The following is a 16,336-nucleotide window of genomic DNA, read 5'->3' on the forward strand; positions in this document are numbered from 1 at the left end:
TGCTGTGCTCCAGACAGTCATCGAGTGTTTGCCGGATTGATTGAAGTGGCGCGTCCAGGTGCTGGGCGTGTTTAAGACTGCTTGGAGGTCGAATTGGACAAGAACATGAAAATCCTCATCGTTGATGACTTCTCAACGATGCGGCGGATCATAAAAAACCTGTTGCGTGACCTTGGGTTCACCAACACGGTCGAGGCTGACGATGGCACCACCGCCATTCCGGTTCTCAACAGCGGCAGCATCGACTTTCTGGTAACGGACTGGAACATGCCTGGCATGACCGGTATCGACCTGCTGCGCCACGTGCGCGCCGATGAAAAGCTCAAGCACCTGCCGGTGCTGATGGTCACCGCTGAAGCCAAGCGCGAGCAGATCATCGAAGCGGCCCAGGCCGGCGTCAACGGCTATGTGGTCAAGCCCTTCACGGCCCAGGCGTTGAAAGACAAGATCGAGAAGATTTTCGAACGCATCGGTTGAGAAACGGCGCCACGGGGGAGCTATGGACAACAACGAATCTTCACAGGGCGATTTCGAATCGACCCTGAAAAAACACGCGGTCGAATTGGTCGAAAGCCTTGAAAAAGGCAAGTTCGGCGACGCGGTGCAATTGATCCATGAGCTCAATCAGACCCGTGACCGCGGCCTGTATCAGGAAGTGGGCAAACTCACTCGCGAGCTGCACAGCGCGATTGTCAATTTCCAGATTGACCCGCACATGCCCCAGGCCGAGGAAGTGTCCCAGATAACAGACGCCACCGAGCGTTTGAGTTATGTGGTCAAGCTGACCGAGGCTGCGGCCAACCGCACCATGGACCTGGTGGAAAACGCCACGCCGCTGGTCAATGGTCTGAGCGATGAAGCGCAGGCGCTGAGCGCGGATTGGGGACGGTTCATGCGTCGCGAAGTCGGGGCTGAAGAGTTCCGCGAGCTGGCCCGGCGCGTCGACAATTTCCTGACACGCAGCAGTGCGGACAACCGTGTGGTGTCGAGCAACCTCAACGACATCCTGCTCGCTCAGGACTATCAGGACCTCACCGGTCAAGTGATCAAGCGGGTGACCCAATTGGTCACCGAAGTCGAAAGCAACCTGCTCAAGCTTGTGCTGATGGCCAGTCAGGTGGACCGCTTTGCGGGCATCGAACATGACCGTGAAGCCATGCACAAAGAAAAAGATCCGCAAAAACATCTCTCTCAGGGTGAAGGTCCGCAGATCCATGCCGATAAAAGAGAAGACGTTGTGTCCGGTCAGGACGATGTGGACGATTTGCTATCCAGCCTAGGGTTTTAGAATTTTAGGTTTTTTAGGTTTTTAGACCTGTAGGAGCACCCCCCTTAATGAGCTTCGGCGCCGATGAAGAGATCCTTCAGGATTTCCTGGTTGAGGCCGGCGAGATTCTAGAGCAGCTGTCCGAACAGCTGGTCGAGCTGGAAAGCCGACCGGATGATGCGAATCTGCTCAATGCAATTTTTCGCGGTTTTCACACTGTAAAAGGAGGCGCCGGCTTCCTCCAGCTCAACGAGCTGGTGGAGTGCTGTCACATCGCCGAGAACGTCTTCGACATCCTGCGCAAGGGTGAACGTCGTGTCGACTCGGAACTGATGGACGTGGTTCTCGAAGCACTGGACGCGGTGAACGGCATGTTCACCGAAGTCCGCGAGCGCAGCCCGATCACGGCTGCCACGCCTGAATTGCTGGCGGCGCTGGCTCGCCTGGCCGAGCCGCAGAGCGCCGATGAGGTGGCACAGGCTGCGCCTGACGCTGTTGCAGAGCCGGCTGCCGAAAGCGAATCGGAAGACATCACCGATAACGAATTCGAACAACTGCTGGACTCGCTGAACGCCGTCAAGGCCCAGGCCGAGGCGCCCGCTGCTGCTCCTACGCCTGCTGCGCCTATGGCTGCTGCCAGTGATGAAATCACCGACGACGAATTCGAATCGTTGCTGGATCAGTTGCACGGTAAAGGTCAGTTCGCCATCGATGCGGTCACCGCACCTGCTGCACCTGCTGCACCTGCTGCACCGGCCGCCCCGGCTGCGCCAAAAGCGGCGGGCGACAGTTCCGACATCACCGACGACGAATTCGAAGCACTGCTCGACCAGTTGCACGGCAAAGGCAACTTCGCCGTCGATGCACTTGATTCGGCGATTGCCTCGTTACCGACACCGGCGGCTCCGACCGCTGCGGCGGTCGGCAGCGATCTGATCTCCGATAGCGAGTTCGAATCGCTGCTGGACGAACTGCACGGCAAAGGCAAGTTCACCGAAGTCGGCACCGGTCCGGCTGCTTCCTCAGTGGCCGCACCCGTGGCCAAAGCCGCGACGCCTGTCGCCAAAGCGCCTGCGCCGAAAGCCGAAGCACCGAAGCCCGCTGCTGCAGCGCCGGCCCGTGCTCCAGCGCCGCCGCCTGCGGACAAACCGGCCAGCGAAGCGGAAACCACCGTACGGGTCGACACGGCACGCCTTGACGAAATCATGAACATGGTCGGCGAGTTGGTGCTGGTGCGTAACCGCCTGGTTCGCCTGGGTGCCAACAGCGCCGACGAGGCCATGTCCAAGGCGGTGTCGAACCTCGACGTGGTCACCGCTGACCTGCAAACCGCGGTCATGAAAACGCGGATGCAACCGATCAAGAAAGTCTTCGGGCGCTTCCCGCGTCTGGTTCGCGACCTGGCTCGCCAGCTCAAGAAAGAGATCAACCTGGAGTTGGTCGGCGAAGAAACCGACCTCGACAAGAACCTCGTCGAGGCCCTGGCCGATCCGCTGGTCCACTTGGTGCGCAACTCGGTCGACCACGGTATCGAAGAGCCGGCCGAACGCGAAGCGATGGGCAAACCTCGCAGCGGCAAGGTAATTCTCTCCGCTGAACAGGAAGGCGACCACATCCTGCTGTCCATCTCCGACGACGGCAAAGGCATGGACGCTGATGTTCTGCGCGCCATCGCCGTGAAGAAAGGCCTGATGGACAAGGATGCAGCGGACCGTCTCAGCGAGTCGGACTGTTTCAACCTGATCTTCGCGCCGGGCTTCTCGACCAAGACCGAAATCTCCGACGTGTCGGGACGTGGCGTGGGCATGGACGTGGTGAAAACCAAGATTGCCCAGCTCAACGGCACCATCAATATCTACTCGACCAAGGGCAAGGGCTCCAAGATCGTCATCAAGGTCCCCCTGACCCTGGCGATCATGCCGACGCTGATGGTCATGCTCGGCAACCAGGCGTTTGCGTTCCCGCTGGTGAGCGTCAACGAGATCTTCCACCTCGACCTGTCGCGCACCAACGTGGTCGACGGTCAGGAAGTGGTGATCGTGCGCGACAAGGCACTGCCACTGTTTTACCTCAAGCGCTGGCTGGTCAGCTCCGCCGCTCATGAAGAGCAGCGTGAAGGCCATGTGGTGATCCTTTCGGTGGGCACTCAGCGGATCGGCTTCGTCGTCGATCAGTTGGTGGGTCAGGAAGAAGTGGTCATCAAGCCATTGGGCAAAATGCTTCAGGGAACCCCGGGCATGTCGGGCGCCACCATCACCGGTGACGGCCGTATTGCGCTGATTCTCGATGTGCCGAGCATGCTCAAGCGTTACGCCGCACGGCGTATTTGATTCTGGGGGCGCGGGGCGATCAAAGCCTCGCCCCCGCCTAACGGAGTTTTTATGGCAGTCAAAGTCCTGGTGGTGGACGATTCGGGGTTTTTTCGCCGCCGCGTCTCGGAAATTCTTTCAGCGGATGCAAACATTCAGGTCGTCGGCACGGCGACTAACGGCAAGGAAGCCATCGATCAGGCGCTGGCCCTCAAGCCCGACGTGATCACCATGGACTACGAAATGCCGATGATGGATGGCATCACGGCCGTGCGTCACATCATGCAGCGTTGCCCGACGCCGGTCCTGATGTTTTCCTCACTGACCCACGAAGGCGCCCGCGTAACCCTGGATGCGCTGGACGCCGGCGCGGTGGATTTCCTGCCGAAGAATTTCGAAGACATCTCGCGCAATCCGGAAAAGGTCAAGCAACTGCTGTGCGAAAAAATTCTGAGCATTTCGCGCAGTAACCGTCGCGTTAATACCTACAGCGCCCCGGCCCCGGTGGCTGCACCGGTCGTCGCGCCGGCACCCGCCAGCGCCGGCAACAGTTACACCGGCAGCGCCTCGGCACGACCGGCTCCGGCTCCGGCTCCTGCGCCGATGCCGGCCCGTGCGCCTGCGGCCAGTCCGTCGTCCCCGGCGCCGAAACGCAAAGCCTACAAACTGGTTGCCATCGGCACGTCGACGGGCGGGCCGGTAGCGTTGCAACGGGTGTTGACGCAACTGCCGGCCAACTTCCCGGCCCCGATCGTGTTGATCCAGCACATGCCGGCGGCGTTCACCAAAGCTTTCGCCGAGCGTCTGGACAAGCTGTGCCGCATCAGCGTCAAGGAAGCCGAGGATGGCGACATTCTGCGTCCTGGCCTGGCGCTGCTGGCGCCGGGTGGCAAACAGATGATGATCGACGGCCGTGGCGCCGTGAAGATTCTGCCGGGCGATGAACGCCTCAATTACAAGCCGTGCGTGGACATCACTTTCGGTTCCGCCGCCAAGTCTTACGGTGACAAGGTTCTGGCAGTGGTGTTGACCGGCATGGGGGCCGACGGTCGCGAAGGTGCGCGTCTGCTCAAGCAGGGCGGGAGCGCGATCTGGGCTCAGGATGAAGCGAGCTGCGTGATTTACGGCATGCCAATGGCCATCGTCAAAGCCGAGCTGGCCGACGCGGTCTACGGGCTCGACGACATTGGCCGGCACCTGGTCGAGGCGTGTATCTGATGGATGTACTGAGCCTGATCGGCATCGTCATGGCGTTTGTCGCCATCATTGGTGGCAACTACCTCGAAGGCGGTCACCTTGGCGCGCTGGCCAACGGACCGGCAGCGTTGATCGTGATCGGCGGGACCGTCGGCGCCGCCTTGCTGCAATCGCCGATGAGCGCCTTCAAGCGGGCGATGCAGATTGTCGGCTGGATTCTGTTCCCGCCTCGCGTGGACCTGGCCGGCGGTGTCGATCGTGTCGTCAACTGGAGCCTCACCGCGCGCAAGGAAGGTTTGCTGGGTCTGGAAAGTGTGGCCGACGCCGAGCCTGACAGTTACTCGCGCAAAGGCCTGCAGTTGCTGGTTGATGGCGCCGAACCGGAAGCGATTCGCAGCATTCTGGAAGTGGATTTTTACACCCAGGAAAGTCGCGACATCGAAGCCGCTAAATTTTTCGAAAGCATGGGCGGTTACGCGCCGACCATCGGCATCATCGGCGCGGTGATGGGGCTGATCCATGTGATGGGCAATCTGGCCGACCCTTCGCAACTGGGCAGCGGTATTGCCGTGGCCTTCGTCGCCACTATCTATGGTGTGGCCAGTGCCAACCTGGTGTTGCTGCCGATTGCCGCCAAACTCAAGTCCGTTGCCTTGCGCCAGTCGCGTTACCGCGAAATGTTGCTTGAAGGCATTTTGTCGATCGCCGAAGGTGAAAACCCTCGCTCTATCGAATTGAAGCTTCAGGGCTTCATGGATTGATGGAGGAAGTGAATCGTGGCTCGACGCAGGCATCGTGAAGAACATGTAAACCATGAACGCTGGCTGGTTTCCTACGCCGACTTCATCACGTTGCTGTTCGCTTTTTTTGTGGTGATGTACTCGATTTCGTCGATCAACGAAGGCAAGTACAAGGTCATTTCGCAAGCCTTGGTCGGCGTGTTCAACGACGCCGATCGCGCGCTCAAGCCGATTCCGATAGGGGATGAGCGTCCGTTGTCCGTGACCCCGGCCAAACCGCTGGTCAAGGACAGCGAGCAGATCGACGCCGGTATCTCCGGCGCGAGCGACCCGCTCAAAAGCATTGCCGATGACATCAGCGCCGCGTTTGGTGACCTGATCAAGTCCAATCAGATGACCGTTCGCGGCAACGAGCTTTGGGTCGAGATCGAACTCAATTCCAGCCTGTTGTTCGGCAGCGGCGACGCCATGCCCAGCGACATGGCATTCAGCATCATCGACAAGGTGGCTGCGATCCTGAAACCGTTCGACAACCCGATCCACGTTGAAGGTTTCACGGACGATCAACCAATCCGCACCGCGCAATACCCGACCAACTGGGAATTGTCCTCGGCCCGTTCGTCGAGCATCGTGCGCATGCTGGCGATGCAGGGCGTCAACCCGGGTCGACTGGCGTCGGTGGGTTACGGCGAATTTCAACCGGTGGCCAACAATGCCACGGTCGACGGCCGCGCGCGCAACCGGCGCGTGGTGCTGGTGGTGTCGCGCAATCTTGATGTTCGTCGCAGTCTGACCGGCACCGGTACCGCTCATGCGCGACCGGACGCCGCACTGAAGCGGGCTGGCACACAAACTGCACCGACCCCGGTCAAGTCGCCGGGACGAGAGAGCGCCGTCAATTCTCCGTCACCCGCATTAACACGTTGAGCTATTTTCCCGGTCACCCCGACCGGGTGGAACAATCCGAATGAGAGTCTGGGCAGTCGCCAATCAAAAGGGTGGTGTTGGTAAAACCACTTCCTCCATCGCTCTGGCCGGGCTACTGGCCGAGGCGGGCAAGCGCGTGGTTGTGGTCGACCTCGACCCCCACGGCTCGATGACCAGCTATTTCGGTTATGACCCCGACAGCCTCGAACACAGCAGCTACGACCTGTTCCTGCACAAAGGCAGCGTGCCCGCAGGTTTGCCCGGTCAGTTGCTGCTGCCCACCAGCCACGCCAGTATTTCCCTGTTGCCGTCGAGCACCGCGCTGGCCACCCTTGAGCGCCAGTCGCCGGGCCAGAGTGGGCTGGGCCTGGTGATTGCCAAGAGCCTGGCGCAGCTGTGGCAGGATTTCGATTACGCCGTGATCGACAGCCCGCCGTTGCTCGGACTGTTGATGGTCAATGCCTTGGCGGCCAGTCAGCAATTGGTGATTCCGGTGCAGACCGAACACCTGGCGGTCAAAGGTCTGGAGCGCATGGTCAATACCCTGGCGATGATCAACCGCTCACGCAAGGTACCTTTGCCGTTCAGCATCGTGCCGACCCTGTTCGACCGTCGCACACAGGCGTCGTTGGGGACGTTGCGGGTGTTGCGCGACAAGTACCCGGAAGAGATCTGGCAAGGCTACATTCCGGTCGACACCCGTCTTCGCGATGCCAGCCGTGCCGGTGTGACGCCTTCGCAGTTCGATGGCAAGAGCCGTGGTGTGCTGGCGTATCGTGCGTTGCTCAAGCACATGCTGACGGCTCAACTCGTCCCGCAGGTGGCTTGATGAAATCATTACCTGTAGGAGCGAGCTTGCTCGCGATGGACGACAACGATAACGCGCGCTGTCTGGGTGACCGCGTTTTCAGACAGTTTTTCGCGAGCAAGCTCGCTCCTACAGGGGCGTGCTCATGAGCAAGCCGTTGAAGGTCACTTCACGTCCGCAATTGGCGCTCCAGTCTTATCTGGACAACCTGTTGATGGACGCGACCGAAGAGTGGGTGGCGCCAGCAATCGATGCTGCGCCTGAGCCGGTCGAGGTCGTCGAGGAGGAGGGCGCACTGGATGAATTCCAGGCAGCAGTTCTCGAAGAACAGGCCCGCGATGCGCGCAAACCTGCAATGGCGGCCGCCCCTGTTGTTGCGCCAGTGCTGGCCGCAGTCGCCAAAGCGCCGGTCATCATCGAAGAAGCACCCGCACCGGTTCTGTCGTCTGTTTCGACCATCGCGCCGCTGCTGCAAACCCTGGTGCCCGCGGTTGTCGAAGTGCACCTGCCGCCGAGCAATACGCCGCCTCCGGTAGCGAACAACGGTCGACCGGCCTGGGCCGCCGAGCCGTTCGAATGCCTGTTGTTCGATGTCGCCGGTTTAACGCTCGCCGTTCCGCTGGTGTGCCTGGGTTCGATTTATTCGTTGGCCGGCCACGAGCTGACGCCGCTGTTTGGCCAGCCGGACTGGTTCTTGGGAATCCTGCCGAGTCAGGCCGGCAACCTGAAAGTGCTGGACACCGCGCGCTGGGTCATGCCCGACCGCTATCGCGATGATTTTCGACAGGGCCTGCAGTACGTTATTTCGGTTCAGGGCTATGAGTGGGGGTTGGCCGTGCATCAGGTCAGCCGCTCGTTGCGTCTGGACCCCAACGAAATCAAGTGGCGCAGCCATCGCGGTCAACGACCGTGGCTGGCTGGCACGGTGATCGAACACATGTGTGCCTTGCTCGACGTTTCCGAACTGGCCGAACTGATCGCCAGCGGTGGGGCAAAGCACATGGGCGGCAGCAAGCCGACGCTTAAATCAACCTGATAAACAGGCACGGGCAGCCACTGCCCGTGCACGAAACACACCGCCAGTGCGGTTTCTCGAGGGGTCAAGGTATGAATGACAAGGCAACAGCGGCAAAGGGCTCCGAAGATCCGATCCTGCAATGGGTAACCTTCAAGCTCGACAACGAAACCTACGGCATCAACGTGATGCGCGTTCAGGAAGTGTTGCGTTACACCGAAATCGCTCCGGTTCCGGGTGCGCCAAGCTACGTACTGGGCATCATCAACCTGCGCGGCAACGTGGTCACCGTGATCGACACCCGTCAGCGCTTCGGCCTGATGAATGCCGAAATCAGCGACAACACACGCATCGTCATCATCGAAGCCGACAAGCAAGTGGTCGGCATCATGGTCGACAGCGTCGCCGAAGTGGTTTACCTGCGTCAGTCGGAAATCGAGACTGCACCCAACGTAGGTAATGAAGAATCCGCCAAGTTCATTCAGGGCGTGTGCAACAAGAACAACGAACTGCTGATCCTCGTCGAGCTGGACAAGATGATGAGCGAAGAAGAATGGTCGGATCTGGAGAACATCTGATTGATTCTTGAGGTAGCGGTGATTGTCCTGTTCCTGCTTTGGGCAGGCACGCTGGCAAAGTTTCTGGCGTACATACGCGCTCAGCGGCAGATTGCCGCGCAACAGGCTGAGGGCGATGCGCTGCGTGATCAGCGCATCAAGGACCTGGCCAAGCGCGTTGACGATTATCAGAGCGGCAACGTGCGCATGGGTGAAAGCCTGCACGAGCTGCGCGCAATCGTCGGGCCGTTGCCGGACAAATTGGCCCAGCTCGAACAGCGCGACCCGTCGAGCCTGTCGTTTGCCCAGGCGGCACGGTTGGTCGGGATGGGTGCCAGTGTTGACGAGCTGACGGCGTCCTGCGGCCTGACCCAGGCCGAGGCCGAGTTGATGCGCAAGATGCACAAGAACTGATTTCGCGATTGTCCTGAAACCGCCATCGCGGGCAAGCCCGCTCCCACAGGAACGGTGGTGGTCACACAGCTTGTGTTCACCACAGCTGAAGTGCGCCCCAAAACCTGGACACCGGTTGGCTAAGCTATCGCGAACTGCGCCCTGTACGCTACAGGGCTCAGTCCGCCCAGTTTCATCTTGATTCGATCATGGTTGTAGTAACGGATGTATTCATCCAGCCCGGCTTGCAACTGGGCCACGCTGTCGAAGCGCTCGCGGTAGAAATATTCAGACTTCAATGTGCCAAAAAAGCTCTCCATCGTCGCGTTGTCCAGGCAGTTTCCCTTGCGCGACATGCTTTGTTCCAGGCCCGCTTTTTCCAGGCGTTCCCGGTAATCCGGGTAGCGGTAGTGCCAGCCTTGATCGGAGTGCAGCAGGGGCTTGGCAGTCTCAGGTAGCCGCTCCAGAGCCTTCTCCAGCATGTCACCCACCAAGGTATAGCGAGGCCGGGTGGCGGTCTGATAAGCGACAATTTCGCCGTTGTAGAGATCCAGCACCGGAGACAAGTACAACTTTTCACCCGCCACTTTGAACTCGGTGACATCCGTGACCCATTTCTGATTCGGCTGCCCGGCCTCGAAATCGCGAGCCAGCGTGTTGGGCGAGGCTTCGCCCATCAGCCCGCGGTATGAGCGGTATTTCTTCGGGCGCACCGTGCACTTGAGACCCAATTCGTCCATCAGCCTTCGCACCGTTTTACTGTTAACCATCTGGCCGATGTTACGTAGCGCAGCAGTCATCCGACGATAGCCATAACGCCCCTTATGAGTGGCCTGGATGCTCTGGATAGCGGCTTTCAGTGAGGCGAACCGATCTCCACTCGCCATTGCCTTGGCTTGATAGTAGTAAGTGCTGCGTGGCAGGTCGGCGGCTTCAAGCAGCTCATCGAGCGCAAAATGCTCTCGCAACTCAGTAACTAGCGTGGTTTTTTGCCGACGGCTTTCGCCTGCTCCTGCCTTTTCTTCTCCTCCCTGAACTCTTTGAGCTTTTTTAGCCAGGCATTCTCCACCTGGAGCTTGCGAAGCTTGATCAGCAACTCTGCGTGCGAAAGGTCATCATCACTTGGCGATGTCGGGTCAGGAATCTTGTCAGGTGGCAGGGTCATGGCGGTGTTCAATCCTTTCCCTGCAGACAGGGCTTCGAAGCCGCCACTGTAATACCGCTGCTGCCATCTGCCCACCTGGCTTGAGTTGCCAAGATTGAAAAGGGCCGCGACGCGACGTAAAGACAGCTTGTCTCGCCACATGCGCTGTAGAACGCCGAGTTTGAACTCAGGGCTGTAGACCCTGCTGCGAACCTTCAGGCTGGCATCACCATGCAACCGGTAGGCCTCCACCCAGCGGCGAAGCAAGGTAGGGTCCATCTGGAATTGGGCAGCTATGAAGCGAAAACCTCTGCCTCGCTCGAGAAAAGCGGTGATAGCAGACAACTTGAATTGCGATGTGTACTGACTCATGAAAACACCCCAGAGATTGGATTGGATGTCCAACTTCTGGGGCGCACTTCACAGCCCTTGTGGGAGCTTGCCCGCGATAGTGTCTCCTAAAACCCGCATCAGTAACGCCCCCACTCTGTTTGAATTCGAAACTCGCCAGCGGCCCTCCTGCAAGGTCCAGCAGAGCCCATGGCTTGCATTAAATTTGTATTTCTATTGTCTATTGTTATTTCTGAAATTATTTCTATCAGAACTGATAGTGTCCGTTTGGCGGGTGGTCGTGTTTAATTATGCTCTCTTCAATTGTTGTTATTAATGTATGCGCTCTAACTACATGTTGAGCGCTACTAGAGGGCTTTATATGAGTAACCTACCGAACCGTACTGTTGGAGTAATCGTTTCTTTTGAAGCGGAAGATCCCGATTGGCCATTGTCCCGCGTAAAAGGCACGATCAGGGATGACCGCGATGGCATTCTTTACAAATTTAATGAAAAAACGTTTGTGGGGTGGTTTGAGGGGTTGCCGCTGCTTGGCAAGCGTGTCCGTTTTTTAGCGACGAACGGGGCCCCAGGTTATGTGGCCGAGGACGTTGAGCTGGAATAAAAAGTAGGTTTTCAAGCCTCTCTTCTGCACAGGAGGGGCTGCTCAAAGTATGCGTGCACTTGCCTGCAATGAATTAGCAGTGTCCACACTTTTCGTGTTAGTTCCCTGTATTTCCTGGAGCGAGCTTGTTCGCGATAGGGGCTAAAACTTTCAGTAGTCATCCCCGCGGTCGGTGATGTCTTTCTCGATCAATGGCGCATCCGGATCGTGACCCTGCGGAAACTTGCCCTTCAGATTCCACGCAAACGCAATGATCTCGGCAATCGTGCGATACAACTCCTCCGGAATACTATCCCCCAGTTCCATCCTCGCCAGTAATTTCACCAGTTCGGCGTTTTCGTAAATCGGTACTTCGTAATCCCGGGCGATCCGCAGGATTTCGTCGGCCAGTGCCTCATCGCCCTTTGCAGTTAGGGTCGGCGCGTGAGTACCGTCGTATTTAAGGGCGATGGCCTGGCGGGGAGTATCGGACGTGCTCATGCGGTTTCATCGACCCAGCGTTGTTCCAGACGGGTGTGTGCGCCTTGCGGCGGTGTGCCGAGGTGGCAATCGAGATCGCCGACGGTGAGGCCCGAGGCCAGCAGCCTTTCACGCAATCCGGCGAGGTTGCTTTCGATCAGATTTGCCGTGTACGGCCGTTCGGCCCACAGCTGACTGGACAGGCTGCCCTTGATCAGCTGCGCCTGAATCTGCATCGGCCCCAGCGGTTCCATGTCGAACGCCAGCTCGACGCGCCACAGTTGCTGCTTGGGTTCACGCTCATCACGGCGTTCGTTGGGCTGCTCCTTTTCGGGGGAGTCTTCACGCTGGAATTTGACCTGTAACGGCACGATGTCTTGCAGATTGCGCATCGGGATTTCCAGCTGCCAGGTGCTCATCAGCCGGCCGTCATCCGTCACGCCGGTTTGCTCAAGGCTCGACAATTGGTGGGTCTGCAGGCGTGAAACGGCCGCGGCTGCCAGACGCAACAAATGTTCGAGATCGCCTTCGCCCTCCGAACTTTGCAGCATGCGCTCTGGCAGCGGAAAACTGCCCGGCTGCGGTTTGGCACTGACCTGACCCAACATGCCAAGGGCACTGCGCACGAAGCTCGGCATGGTCTGCGCGAGCGTATTGGCGGCAATGATGGCCTGCAGATTGGTATTGGCCGGCAAGCCCGGGGACAGCTGCGCGATGAGCTTGAGCAGATCGCCTTTCATGTCGGGCGCCAGCGACGGATTCTGTCCGGCCAGCAGCCTGGCTTCCAGAAACACGCCGCTGTTGGCAAGCGCCTGGGCCAGGCCTTTGGGCGTGCTCAGTTGCTGCACGTCGGGCAAAGCGGAGAGTAGCCTGTCGACGGCAACCCGCAGATCGCGCGGAGTCTGCTCGGACGCTGGCAAGCTTTGCAGGACTCGGAGCAACCCGTCCAGCGAGCCCTGACGGCTTTGCTGACTAACCAGTTGCTGAGTCAACGCCAGTTGTTCCTGACGGTTGGCCAGCGGAACGAATTTCAAGGTGTGCGTATCCTGCACCAGTGCGCTGAGCAGTGTACCGATGCGCAACGGCGTCGGGCTGTCGATGTTCAACGTGCTGCCGGCTTGCGCCGTATTCAACAGGCTCACCAGCGAACGAAATACGGTGGGCTGGCCCGGCACCTGCGGCAACACCTGGGACGTCAGCACTTTGCCTTGCAACAGCGTGCCAACCGGCAGCTGTGCGGTGTCGATTCGGGTGAGGGTGGCGACGCTGGAGGCGATCGCTTGCTGCACGGTAACAGCCAGGTTTCCCGCAGACGGCTGAGTGATGGCGAAGTTGGTGCCCTGGGCGAGCGGTTGCGTGCTGGTCGCTTGAACGGTGGTCTGACGCCCGCTGTCCAGCGTGACCTTGAGCAGCAATTGAAAGGTCTGATCCGCCTGCTTCAAGGACAACACTTCAGCCTTGGCGCTCTGGCCGGCAGCGATCAAGCCCTCCATCGGTGCCAGCAGCTTGAGGAACTCGCCGCTGATGACCTGCGGCCGCACGTTTGCGGGCGTGGTCGGCGGCAGCGGGAGGATGTTCATTTCGCCTGTCATACGCGGTCACAACCTGAAGAAATTGCCCTCTTTAGAGTAGGGCATGGCATGTATAATGCCGCCCCGTTGTCATCGGGGCGCTAAAAAACAGCGCATTTGTTTGACGCAGCTCTCTGGAACGGGTCGCCAATGCATTTATCCTGCATCTCTTTAGCGGCCGCACCCTTGCCGACTTGAACCGTAAAGGCCCGTGATCTCTTGACCAGTCCAGTCCTGCAAACCGTTGCCCTTGCCTGTGAGCGAGACCTTCGGCTGCTCTTCGAAAATCTCGAACTGAGACTGGCCAGTGGCGAGATGTTACAGGTCAGTGGCCCCAATGGCAGTGGCAAAACCAGTCTGTTACGACTGTTGTCCGGTCTGATGCAGCCGACAGCGGGTCAGGTGCTGCTCAACGGGCTGCCGCTGCAGGAACAACGCAGTGAACTGGCGCATAACCTGTTGTGGATCGGCCATGCGGCAGGCATCAAGGACCTGCTGACCCCGGAAGAAAACCTCAGTTGGCTGTGCGCGCTGCATCAACCGGCGTCCCATGAAGCGATCTGGCAGGCGCTTGCTGCGGTTGGCCTGCGTGGTTTCGAGGATGTGCCCTGTCACACGCTGTCCGCCGGACAGCAACGTCGCGTGGCGCTGGCGCGTTTGTATCTGGACAGCCCGCCGCTCTGGATTCTCGACGAGCCGTTCACCGCCCTCGACAAACAAGGCGTGGCGCAGCTCGAAGAACACTTGGCTGCACACTGCGAGCGCGGCGGCATGGTGGTGTTGACTACCCACCACACGCTGGCCCGGTTGCCGGACGGTTATCGGGAACTTGACCTCGGGAATTGGGCCGTATGAGTGTTTTCGGCCTGTTGGTCGCCCGTGAAGCCCGGCTACTGTTTCGCCGTCCTGCCGAGTTGGCCAACCCGCTGGTTTTCTTCGCCATCGTGGTCGCGCTGTTCCCGTTGGCCGTCGGCCCCGAGTCTCAATTGTTGCAAACCTTGTCTCCGGGGCTGGTCTGGGTGGCCGCACTTTTAGCGGTTCTGCTCTCGCTGGACGGGCTCTTTCGCAGCGATTTCGAGGATGGTTCCCTTGAACAGTGGGTCCTTTCGTCGCACCCCCTGCCTCTTCTGGTTTTGGCCAAGGTGCTGGCACACTGGGCCTTCTCCGGTCTGGCGCTGGTGTTGCTGGCACCGTTGCTCGCGTTGATGCTCGGTTTGCCTGCCGCCTGTCTGCCAGTGTTGCTGGTTTCTTTATTGCTGGGTACACCGGTGCTGAGCCTGCTCGGTGCGGTGGGCGCAGCCCTGACAGTCGGCTTGAAGCGTGGCGGCCTGTTGCTGGCGCTGCTGATTCTGCCGTTGTACATCCCGGTATTGATTCTGGGCAGTGGCGCTTTGCAGGCGGCTTTGCAAGGCATGCCGGCGACCGGTTATCTCTTGTGGCTTGGCAGCCTGACCGCCCTGGCGATAACCCTGACACCCTTTGCAATAGCGGCTGGCCTGAAGATCAGCGTCGGCGAATAATAATAAGGTCTGCTCAATTCTTGACCACCTCGTCAAGAAAGCAGACCCTTGACTGCTTGTGACAACGAGCGGCAACCGTGATGGAAACAGCAATGAACTGGACCTGGTTTCACAAGCTCGGCTCACCCAAATGGTTCTACGGCATCAGCGGCAAAATGCTGCCATGGCTGAGCGTCGCCGCCTTGCTGTTGATTGGCGTCGGAGTAGTCTGGGGGCTGGCGTTTGCGCCGCCCGACTACCAGCAAGGCAACAGCTTTCGCATCATCTATATCCATGTTCCCGCTGCCATGCTGGCGCAGTCGATTTACGTGATGCTGGCGGTCTGCGGCATTGTCGGGCTGGTGTGGAAGATGAAACTGGCCGACGTCGCCCTGCAATGTGCGGCCCCCATTGGTGCGTGGATGACCGCCGTCGCGCTGGTTACCGGTGCCATCTGGGGCAAGCCGACGTGGGGCTCGTGGTGGGTCTGGGATGCACGACTGACGTCGATGCTGATTCTGCTGTTTCTGTACTTCGGTCTGATCGCACTGGGCAACGCCATCAGCAATCGCGACAGCGCGGCCAAGGCCTGTGCGGTGCTGGCGATTGTCGGTGTGATCAATATTCCGATCATCAAATACTCGGTGGAGTGGTGGAACACCCTGCATCAGGGCGCGACGTTCACACTCACCGAGAAACCGGCCATGCCCGCCGAGATGTGGCTGCCGCTGCTGCTGACGGTGTTAGGTTTCTACTGTTTCTTCGGCGCCGTGTTGTTGCTGCGCATGCGCCTCGAAGTGCTCAAGCGTGAAGCCCGCGCCAGTTGGGTGAAGGCGCAAGTGCAGAACGCCCTGGAGGTCGCGCGATGAGTTTTGCTTCATTCGGCGATTTTCTCGCCATGGGCCATCACGGCCTGTATGTCTGGTCAGCCTATGGCATTTGCCTCGCGGTGCTGGCCTTCAACGTCGCGGCGCCAATCCTGGCCCGCAAGCGGTATCTGCAACAAGAGGCGCGTCGTCTGCGCCGGGAGAACGGCAAGTGAATGCGCTGCGCAAAAAGCGTCTTATCATTATTCTGGCGATCCTCGTCGGTGTCGGCGCGGCCGTCGGCCTGGCCCTGAGTGCCCTGCAACAGAACATCAATCTGTTTTACACGCCGACCCAGATCGCCAACGGCGAAGCGCCAAAAGACACACGCATCCGCGCCGGCGGCATGGTCGAGGCGGGTTCGCTGCAGCGCTCCGGCGATTCGCTGGACGTGAAATTCATCGTCACCGACTTCAACAAATCCGTGACCATCAGCTATCGCGGCATTCTTCCTGATCTGTTCCGCGAAGGGCAGGGCATCGTCGCCCTCGGCAAGCTAAACGCCGACGGCGTGGTGGTGGCCGACGAAGTACTGGCCAAGCACGACGAAAAATACATGCCACCGGAAGTGACCAAGGCCCTCAAAGACAGCGGCATGTCCGCACCTGCTCCAGTGAAAGAGGGCTAAC

At 59.4% G+C, this 16,336-nt stretch carries 19 protein-coding genes; 16 read left to right on the plus strand and 3 right to left on the minus strand.

Going from position 1 to position 16,336, the window contains the following annotated elements; genetic code table 11:
- The first annotated feature begins 105 nt into the window (after positions 1-105).
- From ACYZT1_RS08790 to ACYZT1_RS08835, 10 genes are all read left to right on the plus strand, one after another.
- A complete protein-coding gene (locus tag ACYZT1_RS08790) occupies positions 106-477 on the plus strand; it encodes a chemotaxis response regulator CheY (protein ID WP_024012118.1) in 372 nt (123 codons plus the stop codon).
- 22 nt (positions 478-499) lie between these two features.
- On the plus strand, positions 500-1,288 hold the full coding sequence (locus ACYZT1_RS08795; RefSeq protein WP_462018580.1) for a protein phosphatase CheZ: 789 nt from the start codon (positions 500-502) through the stop codon (positions 1,286-1,288).
- Positions 1,289-1,335: 47 nt separating this feature from the next.
- Positions 1,336-3,597 carry a chemotaxis protein CheA gene (locus tag ACYZT1_RS08800; protein ID WP_462018581.1) on the plus strand — a complete coding sequence of 754 codons (2,262 nt, stop codon included), beginning with the start codon at positions 1,336-1,338 and terminating at the stop codon, positions 3,595-3,597.
- Positions 3,598-3,648: 51 nt separating this feature from the next.
- Positions 3,649-4,794 (plus strand): protein-glutamate methylesterase/protein-glutamine glutaminase, encoded by a 1,146-nt coding sequence (locus ACYZT1_RS08805; RefSeq protein ID WP_462018582.1) that lies wholly within the window; start codon positions 3,649-3,651, stop codon positions 4,792-4,794.
- On the plus strand, positions 4,794-5,534 hold the full coding sequence (locus ACYZT1_RS08810; protein ID WP_462018583.1) for a flagellar motor protein: 741 nt from the start codon (positions 4,794-4,796) through the stop codon (positions 5,532-5,534). Before ACYZT1_RS08805 ends, ACYZT1_RS08810 begins: the two co-directional genes overlap by 1 nt.
- Positions 5,535-5,546: 12 nt before the next feature.
- Positions 5,547-6,440, plus strand: coding sequence for a flagellar motor protein MotD (gene motD / locus ACYZT1_RS08815; protein ID WP_462019212.1), 894 nt, complete (start codon positions 5,547-5,549; stop codon positions 6,438-6,440).
- A gap of 40 nt (positions 6,441-6,480) precedes the next feature.
- A complete protein-coding gene (locus ACYZT1_RS08820) occupies positions 6,481-7,269 on the plus strand; it encodes a ParA family protein (RefSeq protein WP_462018584.1) in 789 nt (262 codons plus the stop codon).
- A gap of 124 nt (positions 7,270-7,393) precedes the next feature.
- Positions 7,394-8,284 carry a CheW domain-containing protein gene (locus ACYZT1_RS08825; RefSeq protein ID WP_462018585.1) on the plus strand — a complete coding sequence of 297 codons (891 nt, stop codon included), beginning with the start codon at positions 7,394-7,396 and terminating at the stop codon, positions 8,282-8,284.
- A gap of 71 nt (positions 8,285-8,355) precedes the next feature.
- On the plus strand, positions 8,356-8,841 hold the full coding sequence (locus ACYZT1_RS08830) for a chemotaxis protein CheW (RefSeq protein ID WP_007946765.1): 486 nt from the start codon (positions 8,356-8,358) through the stop codon (positions 8,839-8,841).
- Entirely contained in the window at positions 8,842-9,234 is a 393-nt protein-coding gene (locus ACYZT1_RS08835) for a DUF2802 domain-containing protein (protein WP_462018586.1), read from the plus strand.
- A gap of 119 nt (positions 9,235-9,353) precedes the next feature.
- Here the strand turns inward: ACYZT1_RS08835 and ACYZT1_RS08840 are convergent.
- A protein-coding gene (locus tag ACYZT1_RS08840; protein WP_462017490.1) for an IS3 family transposase occupies positions 9,354-10,729 on the minus strand; the annotation gives its coding sequence in 2 pieces (ribosomal slippage) (positions 9,354-10,256 and positions 10,259-10,729; 1,374 coding nt in all).
- 340 nt (positions 10,730-11,069) lie between these two features.
- On the opposite strand from ACYZT1_RS08840, the gene ACYZT1_RS08845 reads away from it, so the two are divergent.
- Positions 11,070-11,312: a hypothetical protein gene (locus ACYZT1_RS08845; protein WP_462018587.1), complete on the plus strand. Its 243-nt coding sequence runs from the start codon at positions 11,070-11,072 to the stop codon at positions 11,310-11,312.
- A gap of 150 nt (positions 11,313-11,462) precedes the next feature.
- On the opposite strand, the gene ACYZT1_RS08850 is transcribed toward ACYZT1_RS08845, so the two are convergent.
- The gene (locus ACYZT1_RS08850) at positions 11,463-11,792 is read right to left on the minus strand and encodes an EscU/YscU/HrcU family type III secretion system export apparatus switch protein (RefSeq protein ID WP_462018588.1); all 330 of its coding nucleotides are present in this window, start codon (positions 11,790-11,792) and stop codon (positions 11,463-11,465) included.
- Positions 11,789-13,363 (minus strand): flagellar hook-length control protein FliK, encoded by a 1,575-nt coding sequence (fliK, locus tag ACYZT1_RS08855; RefSeq protein ID WP_462018589.1) that lies wholly within the window; start codon positions 13,361-13,363, stop codon positions 11,789-11,791. Before fliK ends, ACYZT1_RS08850 begins: the two co-directional genes overlap by 4 nt.
- Positions 13,364-13,561: 198 nt before the next feature.
- Between fliK and ccmA the strand changes: the two genes are divergently transcribed.
- From ccmA to ccmE, 5 genes are all read left to right on the plus strand, one after another.
- Entirely contained in the window at positions 13,562-14,197 is a 636-nt protein-coding gene (gene ccmA / locus ACYZT1_RS08860; RefSeq protein WP_462018590.1) for a cytochrome c biogenesis heme-transporting ATPase CcmA, read from the plus strand.
- On the plus strand, positions 14,194-14,862 hold the full coding sequence (gene ccmB, locus ACYZT1_RS08865) for a heme exporter protein CcmB (protein ID WP_462018591.1): 669 nt from the start codon (positions 14,194-14,196) through the stop codon (positions 14,860-14,862). Before ccmA ends, ccmB begins: the two co-directional genes overlap by 4 nt.
- A 92-nt stretch (positions 14,863-14,954) precedes the next feature.
- On the plus strand, positions 14,955-15,710 hold the full coding sequence (locus ACYZT1_RS08870; protein ID WP_462018592.1) for a heme ABC transporter permease: 756 nt from the start codon (positions 14,955-14,957) through the stop codon (positions 15,708-15,710).
- Entirely contained in the window at positions 15,707-15,883 is a 177-nt protein-coding gene (ccmD, locus tag ACYZT1_RS08875; protein ID WP_064390881.1) for a heme exporter protein CcmD, read from the plus strand. Before ACYZT1_RS08870 ends, ccmD begins: the two co-directional genes overlap by 4 nt.
- Positions 15,880-16,335 carry a cytochrome c maturation protein CcmE gene (gene ccmE / locus ACYZT1_RS08880; RefSeq protein WP_462018593.1) on the plus strand — a complete coding sequence of 152 codons (456 nt, stop codon included), beginning with the start codon at positions 15,880-15,882 and terminating at the stop codon, positions 16,333-16,335. Before ccmD ends, ccmE begins: the two co-directional genes overlap by 4 nt.
- Position 16,336 lies beyond the last annotated feature (1 nt).

It is taken from the genome of Pseudomonas sp. PB3P13, from assembly GCF_054897735.1.